The following is a 12,206-nucleotide window of genomic DNA, read 5'->3' on the forward strand; positions in this document are numbered from 1 at the left end:
TTCACCGAGCCTGCGCCGGGAGGGGGCGGGCACCGCATACCCTCGGGTCGTGGCCTCCCTCGACCCCCTCGTGCTGGCGTGGACCGCCGTCGGTGTCGCCGTGCTGGCGATCCTGTTCGCGGCCGTCGCGTGGCAGCGGATGCGGGTGGTCGACCGGCGCCTGGCCCGCCTCCTCGACTCCGGCACGCCCGTCGGCCCGGGCGCCGAGCGCCTGCTCGAGCTCGAGGACGAGCTGCGCGCCGTGCGCTCCGACCTGGCCGGCGCGCTGCGGCACGTGGCGGTGGTCCGCTACGACGCCTTCGGCGACATGGGCGGGCGGATGTCGTTCAGCGCCGCCCTGGTCGACGACGCCGGTGACGGGCTGGTCATCAGCTCCATCCACGCCCGGGGCGAGAGCCGCACCTACGCCAAGGGGGTCGTCGGCGGCGACTCCGAGGTGGTGCTCACGCCCGAGGAGCGCGAGGCGCTCGACGCGGCGCGCGGCGGCCCGCCCTCCTGACGGTCCGAGGCACCCGCTGCTGGTCCCGGCGGAACTGCCCGGGAGGTCGGGACATCGGGCCCTGTCACCCGGGACGCCGGGCGCCGCACGGTAGGTGTCGAGCCCGTGCGGGCGACCAGGGTGGTCGTCGGGACAGCGCGGGCGTGAAGGAGAACGACCGTGACCGCAACTCTTCCGACCGAGACCGCGACGACCTCGCGCAGCCAGGCCCGCCAGGGGGGCAGGGGCTGGGCGCTGTCCGGGGTCGCCGCCGGCGTGGCGGGTGCCGCGAGCATCGGGCTCTCGCTGTCCGTCTCGCCGCCCAACGACCCGGACTCGCCGCTGACCGCCGAGCAGGTGGTCGAGCACTACGGCGACATGGTGCCCAACCTCATCGGCTTCCACCTCGCGACGGTCCTGGCGGCCGTGCTGCTGCTGCCGTTCGCCGCCGGGCTGGCCCGGCGCCTCGCCGCGCAGGCGCCCGCCGGCTCGCTGCACGGGACCGTCGCCGCGCTGGCCCTGACGGTGCTGTCGGCGGTGCTCGTCCTGGGGTCGGGCCTCAACACCGAGTTCGTCTTCGGCTTCCTCACCCCCGAGCTGCTCGTCCCCAGCGACGCGTCGTTCTACTCCCACTGGGTGGCGACGATCGCATGGCTGTGGGTGACCGCCGGCGTCGCGGGCGTCGCGGTCGGTCTGGCCGCCGTGCGCCACGGGGCGATGGGCAAGGGCCTGGGGATCGCCAGCCTCGCGCTCGGCGGGCTCACGCTGCTGGTCGGCATCTCGCCGCTGCAGTACATGGCCGGCTTCGTCGGCCCGGTCTGGCTGCTCGTCGTCGCTCTCGGCCTGCTGGTCGGCGAGCGCCGTCGGTGAACCCGTTCGGGATCGCGCACGACGGGGCTGCCAGTCCCTACAGTTCACCCATGGCGTGCAGGGGTGCACATGGGTAGCAGCCGCCGGGGCGTCGGACGCATCGCGTCCGAGGCCCCGGTGGTCGTGCTGGTGGTGGCAGCGGGTGCTCTCGGGATCGCCGGCACGGCGATGTTCGCGGCCGCGCGGCCGGTCCTCGGGCCCGATGCGCTCTTCCTCGTCGTCGACGCGACGGTCGCCGTCGTCTACGGCGCCACCGCGGCCCTGATCCTCAGCCGGCGTCGCCACGTCGTCGGCTACCTGCTGGCGCTGACGGCCCTCGGTGGCGGGCTGGCGGCAGCCGGGGGCGGCTGGCAGGTGCTGGCCGAGGCGCGGGGCCTCGACCCGGGGGCGTTCGCCTACACCTTCGGCTGGGCGTGGATCCCGGGCACGCTCGCGCTCTTCCTCGTCGTGCCGTGGCTCGTGCGGGAACGGCCCGCGACGGGGCCCGCGCGCTGGGCCCCGGTCGTCGGCGGGCTCGTCGCGGTCGCCGCCCTGGTGTCCTCGCTCACCCAGCGCTACGGCACCCTCATGATGGTCGTCGGCGTGGCGGTCGTCGGCGGGCTCCTCACGGCGCTCGCGGTGGAGGTGCGGCGCCGCCGCTCTCCCGAGCACGAGGCGGTCGGGCTGGGGTGGCTGGCACTGGGCACCCTCGTGCTGGCCCTGTCGTTCGTGCCGCTCGTGCTGCCGCCCGAGCTGACCCCGATCTGGGTCACCCCCGCCCTCCACCTGGCCAGCCAGGCGCTCTTCCCCGCCGCGATCCTGTCGGTGGTGCTGCGCCAACGGCTGTGGGGCGTCGAGGTGGCCGTCTCCCGCGCGCTCCTGGGAACGGCGCTCACCCTGGGCCTCGGTGCCCTCTACCTGGTGCTGAGCGTGCTGCTGGCCCGGGTGGTGCCGGGGGAGGGCTGGGCCCGGACCATCGCCACCGCGGTCGTCGTCGTCGCGGTCCAGCCCAGCCGGCTGTGGCTGCAGCGGCGGGTGCATCGCCTCGTCTACGGCGTCGCCGACCCGACCCGCGTCGCCGGCCGGCTGGGCAGCCAGCTCGGCCGCGCCGTCGACCCCGACCGGCTGCTGGCCTCCCTCGCCGAGCAGGTGGCCGGCGCCCTGCGGCTGGAGTCGGTGCGGGTGCTCGACCCCGGCGGCGAGGTGCTCGCGTCCTCCGGCGCCCCGACCGCCCAGCCGGTCTCGGTCGAGCTCGCCGCCGGGTCGCGCCCGGTCGGGACGCTGGCCGCGACCCCGCGCCCGGGGGAGGCCCTCGACCCCCGCACCCGCACGGCCCTCGACGAGCTGTCCGGCATCGTCGCCACGGCTCTCCTCATGCGGCGCACCGCGGCCGACCTCGAGCGCACCCGTGCCCGGCTCACCGAGGCCCGGCTGCAGGAGCGGCGGGTGATCCGCCGCGAGCTGCACGACGGCCTGGGTCCGTGGCTCTCCGGGCTGCGGCTCGGTCTCCAGGGCGTCGCGAACCTCGTCGAGACCGATCCCGCTGCCGCCCGCACCATGATCGAGGCGCTGCAGCGCGAGCTGGAGCAGCGGGTCGAGGACGTCCGCACCGCCTCCCGCGCCCTGCTCCCGCCGGTCCTCGAGGAGCTCGGCCTGGAGCCGGCGCTCCTCGAGCTGGTGGATCGGCACGCCGAGAGCGGCTTCTCGGTCCGGCTCCGGTATGCCGTGCCGGTCCCGCTCCCCGCGCCCCTCGCGGCGGCGGCCTACGGCATCGCCTCCGAGGCCGTGCTCAACGCCGCCCGCCACAGCGGTGCCCCGGGCTGCGACCTGGTCGTGGAGGCGGCCGCGACGACCCTCCGCCTGCGGTGCCGCGACGACGGCGTGGGCGTCGACGACGACGCCCGGCCCGGCGTCGGCACCCGGTCGATGCGCGAGCGGGCCGAGGAGCTCGGGGGCACGCTGCGGCTGCAACGGCTGGTCCCGGGAGGGACCGAGGTGGAGGCCGTCCTGCCCCTCGCGGCGGGGGCGGGTGGAGAGGTGAGCCTGATGGAGGAGGTGCGATGAGCGGGACGGGAGATGCGAGGGTCGGGACGAGCGCGACGCCGAGCCAGGTGGACGGGACCGTGCGTGTGGTCGTGGTGGACGACCACCCCCTCTTCCGGCTCGGCATGGTCGGGCTGCTGTCCTCGCTGCCCGGTCTCACCGTCGCCGGGCAGGCGGCCTCGGCGGCCGAGGCCCGGGAGCTGGTGCGCCCCGGGACCGCCGATGTGGTGCTCATGGACCTGCACCTGGGCGACTGCAGCGGCATCGAGGTGACCCGCGAGCTGGTCGCCGCCGACCCCGACCTGGCGGTGCTCGTGGTCACCAGCAACGAGGACGACGAGTCGGTCGCCGCCGCGCTGCGGGTCGGTGCCCGCGGCTACCTGCTCAAGTCGGCGGGGCCGGACCAGGTCGAGCGGGCGGTGCGGTCGGTCGCCGCCGGGGAGCTCATCCTGGGTCGCGAGGTGGCGGCCCGGGCGATGGCGACGCTCGCGAGCGGCCGGACCGCCGTCCGGCTGCCCTTCCCCGAGCTGACCGACCGGGAGCGGGAGGTGCTCGACCTGATGGCACGCGGCCTGGACAACAGCACCATCGCGCGCCGCCTGGTCCTCAGCCCCAAGACGGTGCGCAACCACGTCGCCAACGTGCTGACCAAGCTCGCCGTGCCGCACCGGGCAGCGGCGATCGTCCGGGCGCGCGAGGAGGGGCTCGGCGTCGACTGACGCGCCGGACCCGGCCGCCTCAGCCCTCGTGCACCAGCCGGTCGTCGTGGTGGGGCTGCGCCCCGCCGCCCGCGTCCTCCGTTGGGTCGCTCAGCGCGTCGATCGACCGGCGGACCTCGGCGCGCCGCCCGGCCGGCACCCGCACGAGCAGGCTACCCGGCTGCACGAGCACCCGGATCGCGGTCGCCGAGCCGAGCGTGTCTCCGTCGATCTCGAGCTCGACCGGCTTGTCGGAGACCACGCGGACCTCCCGGCCCTGCAGGTGGTCGACGCGCGAGTGCCCGATCCGGTGGCGGGTGACGAGCTGGCCGAAGGTCGCGGCCCAGCCGACGATCCCCTCCGGCGAGAGCAGCACCGCGTCGACGCTGCCGTCGTCGGCGAGGGCGTCGGGCAGCAGCTCCATGCCGCCCTGCAGCTTGCCGACGTTGCCGACCATGACGCTGCGGACCCGGCGGGTGAAGGTGCGCCCGCCGTCGACCTTGACCGCGACGGTGAACTGCGGGCCCTTGAGGTGGCGGAGCCCGGCCACGAGGTAGGCGAGCCAGCCCACCTTGGCCTTGAGCCCCTCCGGCGCCCCGGCCATGACCTCGGCGTCGAAGCCCAGGCCGGCCATGACGAGGAAGGTGTGCGTCTCGCGGGCGGCGTCGGAGAAGCGGTCGTCCACGGCGTCGTCGAGGTCGACGTTCTCGGAGGGGTCGTCCTCGTCGTCCAGACGCGCCTGCAGCTCGGCGGTCGTGGGTCGGACCAGGTCGAGCCGGCAGGTGTCGATCCACAGGTCCTGACCGGTCAGCGCGATGGTGAGGCACTGGTCGAGGGAGTGGAAGGGCAGCTCGAGGTTGCGGGCGAGCAGGTTGCCGGTGCCGCCGGGCAGCAGCCCCATCGGCACCTCCGAGCCCACCATCTCGGCGCCGACGGTGCGGACCGTGCCGTCGCCACCGAGCGGGCAGACGAGGTCGACCCCGGCGGCCAGGGCCTCGTGGGTCTGGCCCACGCCGGTGTCCTCGGCGGTCGTCTCCAGCCACAACGGGTCGGCCCAGCCGTGCCGGTGGCAGAGGTCGGTGACGTGCCGTCGCACCTTGTCGACGTCGTCGAACTTCGTCGGGTTGACGATGATCGCGGCGCGCCGGGTGCCCTGCTCGGGCGCCGCGCTCACGCGTGGTCCTCGCGGTCCTGCCGGCCGTCCTCGGCGGAGGTCTCCGCGACGGAACCGCCCGGCTCGACGGCCCCGGCGGCCACGCCGCCCTCGACCGCGACGCCCCGGCGTCCCGCGCGAGCCGGACGCACCGCCCGCACCTCGGTCACCGCCAGCCAGGCGGCCGCGGCGGTGAGGGCCAGCACCAGGCCCAGGGCGAGGGCGAGCAACGCCCAGCTCGCATCGTTCTGCATACCCGCCACGGTAGCCGTCGCCCGTCCGCCGCGGCGACCCGAGCCCGGCGCCGACGGGCCGGGGGAGAGCGGCCGCGGGGCCAGTAGGCTTGCGCCCATGATCGACCTTCGCGAGCTCCGGAACGACCCCGACCGCGTGCGCGCCTCGCAGCAGGCCCGTGGCGAGGACCCCGGGATGGTCGACGTCGTGCTGTCCGCCGACGAGCGCTACCGCACCGCCCTCGCCGGCTTCGAGTCCGCCCGCGCCGAGCAGAAGGCCTTCGGCAAGAAGGTCGCCCAGGCCCAGGGCGCGGAGAAGCAGGCGCTGCTCGCCGAGGTCAAGGACCTCGCCGCGCGCGTCAAGGAGCTCGAGGCCGAGGCCGGTGCCGCCGAGGCGGAGCGCGAGGCCGCGCTGCGCAGGATCGGCAACGTCGTCATGGAGGGCGTCCCGGTCGGCGGCGAGGACGACTACGTCGTGCTCGAGGAGATCGGCGCGCCCCGGGACTTCGAGGCCGAGGGCTTCGCGCCGCGCGACCACCTCGAGCTCGGCGAGCTGCACGGGGCCATCGACACCGCCCGCGGCGCCAAGGTGTCCGGCGCCCGCTTCTACTTCCTGCTCGGCATCGGCGCCCAGCTCGAGCACGCCCTCATGGCGCTCGCGCGCGACATCACGACGGAGGAGGGCTTCGTGCCCGTCGTGCCGCCGACCCTGGTGCGCGAGGAGGCGATGGCCGGGGCGGGCTTCCTCGACGCCCACGCCGACGAGGTCTACCGTCTCGAGTCGGACGAGCTCTACCTGACCGGCACCAGCGAGGTCGCGCTCGCCGGCCTGCACGCCGACGAGATCGTCGACCTCTCCGCCGGGCCGCTCCGGTATGCCGCGACCTCCACCTGCTACCGCCGCGAGGCGGGCTCCTACGGCAAGGACACCCGCGGCATCTTCCGGGTGCACCAGTTCACCAAGACCGAGATGTTCGTCTACTGCCGTCCTGAGGACGCCGAGGCCGAGCACGCCAACCTGCTGCGCATCGAGCGCCGCATCCTCGACGCCCTCGAGGTCCCCTACCGGGTCATCGACGTCGCCGCCGGCGACCTGGGCGGCCCCGCGGCCCGCAAGTTCGACTGCGAGGCGTGGATCCCCACCCAGGGCACCTACCGCGAGCTGACCTCGACCTCCAACTGCACGACCTACCAGGCCCGCCGGCTGTCCGTGCGCGAGCGCGACCCGCAGGGCGGCGGCACGCGGACCGTCGCCACCCTCAACGGCACGGCGATCACCAGCACCCGCCCGATCATCGCGCTGCTGGAGAACCACCAGCAGGCCGACGGCTCGATCACCGTGCCCGAGGCGCTGCGTCCCTACCTCGGCGGGAAGGCCGTCCTCCGTCCGCAGACGGAGCCCACGGCCGGCTGAGACCCGCGTCTCCGCCCTCCGGCGGAGGCGCCCGCCCCGCCGCGCTGCCTACCCTGGGTCGGTGAGCATCGAGGGCTGGTTCGGGACCGACGAGGACTGGGTGCGCCCGCGCCCGCGGGTCGCCGAGGCCCGTGACGTGCGGCTGGCCCTGGCCAGCCTGGTCACGGTGGCGCTGGGCGCGGAGGTCATGCGCAGCCTCGGCGCGTTCAGCGAGGAGCCGCACGGCGTGGCCTGGCAGTACCTCGGCATGGTCTCGCTCGTCGCCCTCGTGCTGGTCCGGCGCACCCACCCGGTGCTCGTGACCGCGGTCACCGGGGTGCACATGATCACGCTCGGCGTGCTCCTGCCGATGACGATGAGCTCGCTGCCGATGCAGCTCCTCTACTTCTTCCTCATCTTCTCCGGCGTCGCCTGGGCCCGCGACCGCCGGATGCTGCTCGCGGCCGTGGGTCTGGTCATCGCCCTCATGGTCGCCTGGGTGGCCTGGGCCTACGCGGTCGGCAGCGGTATGCAGCAGCTCACCGCCCGCTTCGCCGAGGACGTCCCGGAGCAGATCGGCATCTTCGACGTGCCCACCGCGGTGGCCGGCTTCATGCTCCTCAACAACGGGCTGTTCTTCGGCGGGGCGATCCTGCTCGGCCAGCTCGCCTGGCGGGGCGCCCGCAACACCGCGCGGGTCGTGGAGCAGGCGGGGACGATCGCCGCCCAGTCGCTGCAGCTGCGCGACCAGGCCGTCGTCGCCGAGCGGCTGCGGATCGCCCGCGAGCTGCACGACGTCGTGGCCCACCACGTCTCGGTCATGGGCGTGCAGGCCGCGGCGGCCCGCCGGGTCATGGAGCGCGACCCCTCCGCGGCCAGCGCGGCGCTCGGCACGGTCGAGAAGGCCTCCCGCGAGGCGGTCGGCCAGATGCGCGACCTCGTCGGCACCCTGCGCAGCGGCGAGCTGGAGTCGGGCGGCGCCCGGCCCGAGGAGGCCGGCGACCGCTCGCCGCAGCCCACGCTGGCCGCCCTGCCCGCGCTGGTCGCGGGCGCCACGACCCCGACGTGCGAGGTGACCTTCCAGCTCGTCGAGGACCGCGAGGGAGCCGCCGGGCGGGTGCCGCCGCCGGTGCAGCTGTCGGCCTACCGGGTCGTGCAGGAGGCCCTGGCCAACGTCCACCGCCACTCCACGGCGCGGCACGTCAGTGTCGTCGTCCGGGTGGAGGAGGAGGCCGACCGGCTGGAGGTCGAGGTCGTCGACGACGGACTGCAGCGCGCCGGCACGGCCGGCACCGGGCTGGGCCTGCTCGGCATGCGCGAGCGCGCCGACCACCTCGGCGGAGGCGTCGAAGCCGGCCCCCGCACCGCCTCCCAGGGCTGGCGGGTGCGGCTGTGGTGCCCGCTCGACGGCATCAGGCGCTCCGGCCCCGCCGGGCTCGCGCCGGTGGAGGTGGGCGCGTGAGCGTGCGCGTTCTGCTGGTCGACGACCAGCCCCTGCTGCTGCAGGGCTTCGCGATGATCCTCTCGGTCGAGGACGACCTCGAGGTCGTCGGTCAGGTCACCGACGGCGAGAAGGCCGCCGCGGCCGTCGCGCGGCTGCAGCCCGACGTGGTGCTCATGGACGTGCAGATGCCCGTGCTCGACGGCATCGAGGCGACCCGTCGGATCGTCGCCGGCCATCCCGACGTCAGGGTGCTCATCCTCACGACCTTCGACCGCGACGACTACCTCTTCGCGGCGCTCGAGGCGGGGGCGAGCGGCTTCCTGCTCAAGAACTCCGACCCCGACGACCTCGTCGACGCCGTCCGCGCCGTCGCCGAGGGTCACGCGCTGCTGGCCCCCGAGGTGACCCGCCGGGTCATCGCCCGCATGACGCGGGCGGGCGAGGCCCCGGCGGAGCATGGGCCCTCCCCGACCGACACCGTCCCGCTGCCCGACCTCACCCAGCGCGAGCGGGAGATGCTCGAGCTCGTCGCCCGCGGCCTGTCCAACGGCGAGATCGCGGCGCAGGCCTACGTCACCGAGGCGACGGTCAAGACCCACATCTCCAACATCCTGGCCAAGCTCGGCGTCCGCGACCGGGTGCAGGCGGTCATCGCCGCCTACGAGGCGGGGCTGGTCTCGCCCGGCGGCTGAGCACGGCATACCCCCTCCGACCGGGGACGGAGAGCGATCTCCCACCCGCGGGCGATGTGCTCCCGGCCCTCTCCTCCCTAGCGTTGTCCCAGAAGGCTCACCGAGGAGGAACCCCATGCTCGAGCTCTCCGGGCTCACCCGTCGCTACGGCGACCACCTGGCCGTCGACGACGTGTCGTTCACCGTGCCCACCGGGGCCATGGTCGGCTTCGTCGGCGGCAACGGCGCGGGCAAGACCACGACGATGCGGATGGTCATGGGCGTGCTCGCGCCCACCGCGGGGGAGGTCCGCTGGCAGGGCCGCCCCGTCACCGCCGCCGAGCGCCGCCGCTTCGGCTACATGCCCGAGGAGCGCGGCCTCTACCCCAAGCAGCCGGTGCTGGCCCAGCTCACCTACCTCGGTCAGCTGCACGGCATGAGCGCCCTCGACGCCCGCGCGCGCTCGACCGAGCTGCTCGAGCGCTTCGGCCTCGGGGGGCGGGTCAAGGACAAGCTCGAGACCCTCTCGCTGGGCAACCAGCAGCGGGCGCAGATCATCGCCTCGGTGCTCGGCGACCCGGCCCTCCTCATCCTCGACGAGCCGTTCTCGGGCCTGGACCCCTCCGCCGTCGACCAGATGAGCGCCCTGCTGCGCGAGCACACGGCCCGGGGCGTGCCGGTGCTCTTCAGCTCCCACCAGCTCGACCTCGTCGACCGGCTCTGCGACGCCCTCGTCGTGCTCCACCAGGGGAGGGTCGTCGCGTCCGGCACCTCCGAGCAGCTGCGGGCCTCCGCGCCGCTGCGCTACCGGCTCACGACGACCGGTGACACCGGCTGGGTGCGCGGCGTGCCCGGGATCGAGGTCGTCGACCTCGACGGCCCCACCGCCCTCGTGCAGCCCGCCGACGAGCAGGTCGCCGAGCGGCTGCTCGTCGACGCCGTCGCCCGTGGCGGTGTGCGCGAGTTCAGCCGCATCGTCCCGTCCCTGTCCGAGATCTACCGAGAGGTGGCGGCATGACCACCGTGCAGACCCCCGCGACCGCCTCGACGGACCCCGGCACCGGGCAGCGGCTCACCCCGCCGCGCGCTCCGTGGGCCCTCGTCGCCGCACGCGAGATCCGCGTGCGGCTCAGCGACAAGACCTTCCTCGTCAGCACCGTCCTCACCGTCGGCCTGCTGCTGGGCGCGATGGTGCTGCCCGCGATACTCAACAGCGGGGGCACCGAGTACACCGTCGCCGTCACGGACGACACCGCGGCCGCGATCGTCGACGAGGCGGCGACCGGGATCACCGGCCTCCCGGGCCTGTCCGGGGAGGAGGAGACCACCGTGGTCGCCGAGCGGATGGCCGACCGTGCCGCCGCCGAGGTGGCCGTGGTCGACGGTGACGTCGACGTGGCGCTGGTCGGCTCCGACGGCGCCTGGGAGGTGCTCGCCGACGGCGAGCCGCCGCTGACCCTGGAGACCGCGCTCGCCGGCACCGTCCAGCAGCGGGCCCTGGAGGCCAACGCGGCGGCCGCCGGCACCACCCTCGAAGAGCTGACCGCGGGGTCGCAGCTGACCACCGTCGACGTGGGCGAGCAGGAGGGCATGGGCGGGCAGATGCTCTTCTTCCTGGGCTTCGGCTTCGCGATGGTCTTCTACTTCGCGGCGGTGATGTTTGGCATGCAGATCGCCAGCAGCGTCGTCGAGGAGAAGCAGTCGCGGATCGTGGAGATCCTCGCCGCCGCCATCCCGATCCGCTCGCTGCTCCTCGGCAAGGTGCTGGGCAACACCCTCCTCGCGGTGGGGCAGATGGCTCTCATCGTCGCGGCGGCCCTCGTCGGGCTCACCTTCACCGACCTCGACATCGCCCTGCCCGGCGTGGCGGAGGCGCTCGGCTGGTACCTGCCGTTCTTCCTCGTCGGCTTCCTCGCCCTGGCCTGCGTCTGGGCGGCCGCCGGCGCCCTCGCCTCCCGCACCGAGGACCTCCAGTCGACCACCCTGCCGCTGACGATGGTGCTCGTCGCCGCGCTGCTCGGCGGCATCAACCTCGAGGGGGTATGGCGCGAAGTCGCCTCGTTCGTGCCGATCCTGTCGACCATCCTCATGCCGATCCGCATCCTCGAGGGCGACACCGCCTGGTGGGAGCCGGCCCTGGCCCTGGCGCTCGTCGTCGCCTTCTGCGCGCTGACCATCGTCCTCGGCAGCCGCCTCTACCAGCGGGCCCTGCTGCACACCTCCGGCAGCCTGACGTGGCGCAAGGCGCTGCGCCTGCGCGACTGAGCGAGCGACTGCCTGGACGCCGTCGGAGCAGGTCGCGGGCCTGCTCCGACGGCGCACGCGCTGATGCCGGGCCGTCCGCCGGAGGCTAGGCTCGGCGGTGTGAGCAGCGCCCAGACGACCCCGACGGACACCCGCCACCCGGTGCGCGACAGCGCCCTGCTCGTCGCGCTCGACGTGGACGGCACCCTTATCCACCACGACGGAGCGATCTCCCCGCGCGTCCTCGACGTGGTCCGCCGCCTCGACGCCCTCCCGCACGTCCACGTCGTCGTCGCCACCGGCCGCTCCACCGTCGCGACCTGGCCGATCCTCGAGGAGTTCGGCCTGCTCACGCCCGGCCGCCCCGTCGTCTGCTCCAACGGCGCCGTCACCGTCGAGGTCGACCCGGAGGGCGAGGGCGGCTTCCGCATCCTCGACGTCGTCACCTTCGACCCGGCCCCCGCCGTCTCGCTGCTGCGGCGCGAGCTGCCCGACGCGCTCATCGCGGTCGAGGAGATCGGCGTCGGCTTCAAGGTCAGCACCCCCTTCCCGCCCGGTGAGCTCATGGGCGAGGAGACCGTCGTGCCGATGGAGGAGCTGCTCGTCGACCCCGTCACCCGCGTGACGATCCGCGACCCCTCCTCGACCTCGGAGGAGTTCTCCGCCCTCGTCGAGCGGATGGGTCTGCACGGCGTCGGCTACGCCGTCGGCTGGAGCGCCTGGCTCGACCTCGCTCCGGAGGGCGTGAGCAAGGCCTCCGCCCTGGAGCAGGTCCGCCGCCGACTCGGCGTCGAGCCCTACCGCACCGTCGCCGCCGGCGACCAGCGCAACGACGTCGAGATGCTCCAGTGGGCGGCCTGCGGCTACGCCATGGGCCAGGCCCCGCCGGAGGTCGTCGCGGCCGCCGACCGCGTCACCGGTCCGGTCGAGGAGGACGGCCTCGCCGACGCGCTCGAGGAGGTCCTGGCCGAGCTCGCCTGAGGCGCCCGGGCACGGCATA

Annotated in this window: 12 protein-coding genes; 10 read left to right on the plus strand and 2 right to left on the minus strand. The window is 74.7% G+C overall.

The genetic code is table 11. From position 1 onward, the window contains the following. Positions 1–49 precede the first annotated feature (49 nt). The 4 genes from FB476_RS01035 to FB476_RS01050 all read left to right on the plus strand — a co-directional run bounded on the left by FB476_RS01035 (position 50) and on the right by FB476_RS01050 (position 4,089). Entirely contained in the window at positions 50–499 is a 450-nt protein-coding gene (locus FB476_RS01035; RefSeq protein ID WP_238329493.1) for a DUF4446 family protein, read from the plus strand. A 159-nt stretch (positions 500–658) separates the two neighbouring features. Then, on the plus strand, positions 659–1,348 hold the full coding sequence (locus tag FB476_RS01040; protein WP_141817140.1) for a hypothetical protein: 690 nt from the start codon (positions 659–661) through the stop codon (positions 1,346–1,348). Between the two features lie 69 nt (positions 1,349–1,417). Further along, entirely contained in the window at positions 1,418–3,391 is a 1,974-nt protein-coding gene (locus tag FB476_RS01045) for a histidine kinase (protein WP_141817141.1), read from the plus strand. After that, positions 3,388–4,089 (plus strand): response regulator, encoded by a 702-nt coding sequence (locus FB476_RS01050; RefSeq protein WP_141817142.1) that lies wholly within the window; start codon positions 3,388–3,390, stop codon positions 4,087–4,089. The genes FB476_RS01045 and FB476_RS01050 overlap by 4 nt, the downstream gene beginning before the upstream one ends. A gap of 19 nt (positions 4,090–4,108) precedes the next feature. On the opposite strand, the gene FB476_RS01055 is transcribed toward FB476_RS01050, so the two are convergent. Beyond that, a complete protein-coding gene (locus FB476_RS01055; RefSeq protein WP_238329494.1) occupies positions 4,109–5,242 on the minus strand; it encodes a diacylglycerol/lipid kinase family protein in 1,134 nt (377 codons plus the stop codon). Next, on the minus strand, positions 5,239–5,475 hold the full coding sequence (locus FB476_RS01060) for a hypothetical protein (protein WP_141817143.1): 237 nt from the start codon (positions 5,473–5,475) through the stop codon (positions 5,239–5,241). The genes FB476_RS01055 and FB476_RS01060 overlap by 4 nt, the downstream gene beginning before the upstream one ends. A 97-nt stretch (positions 5,476–5,572) precedes the next feature. On the opposite strand from FB476_RS01060, the gene serS reads away from it, so the two are divergent. The 6 genes from serS to FB476_RS01095 all read left to right on the plus strand — a co-directional run bounded on the left by serS (position 5,573) and on the right by FB476_RS01095 (position 12,187). After that, positions 5,573–6,868 (plus strand): serine--tRNA ligase, encoded by a 1,296-nt coding sequence (serS, locus tag FB476_RS01065; protein WP_141817144.1) that lies wholly within the window; start codon positions 5,573–5,575, stop codon positions 6,866–6,868. A gap of 61 nt (positions 6,869–6,929) precedes the next feature. Next, the gene (locus FB476_RS16325) at positions 6,930–8,309 is read left to right on the plus strand and encodes a sensor histidine kinase (RefSeq protein ID WP_170233487.1); all 1,380 of its coding nucleotides are present in this window, start codon (positions 6,930–6,932) and stop codon (positions 8,307–8,309) included. Then, the gene (locus FB476_RS01080) at positions 8,306–8,983 is read left to right on the plus strand and encodes a response regulator (RefSeq protein WP_272949383.1); all 678 of its coding nucleotides are present in this window, start codon (positions 8,306–8,308) and stop codon (positions 8,981–8,983) included. The genes FB476_RS16325 and FB476_RS01080 overlap by 4 nt, the downstream gene beginning before the upstream one ends. Before the next feature lie 115 nt (positions 8,984–9,098). Then, positions 9,099–9,980: an ABC transporter ATP-binding protein gene (locus tag FB476_RS01085; protein WP_141817145.1), complete on the plus strand. Its 882-nt coding sequence runs from the start codon at positions 9,099–9,101 to the stop codon at positions 9,978–9,980. After that, a complete protein-coding gene (locus FB476_RS01090) occupies positions 9,977–11,227 on the plus strand; it encodes an ABC transporter permease (RefSeq protein ID WP_141817146.1) in 1,251 nt (416 codons plus the stop codon). Before FB476_RS01085 ends, FB476_RS01090 begins: the two co-directional genes overlap by 4 nt. A gap of 99 nt (positions 11,228–11,326) precedes the next feature. Next, positions 11,327–12,187 carry an HAD family hydrolase gene (locus FB476_RS01095; protein ID WP_238329495.1) on the plus strand — a complete coding sequence of 287 codons (861 nt, stop codon included), beginning with the start codon at positions 11,327–11,329 and terminating at the stop codon, positions 12,185–12,187. Positions 12,188–12,206 lie beyond the last annotated feature (19 nt).

The sequence above is a fragment of the Ornithinimicrobium humiphilum genome (assembly GCF_006716885.1).
In the GTDB taxonomy this organism is placed as follows: domain Bacteria; phylum Actinomycetota; class Actinomycetes; order Actinomycetales; family Dermatophilaceae; genus Ornithinicoccus; species Ornithinicoccus humiphilus.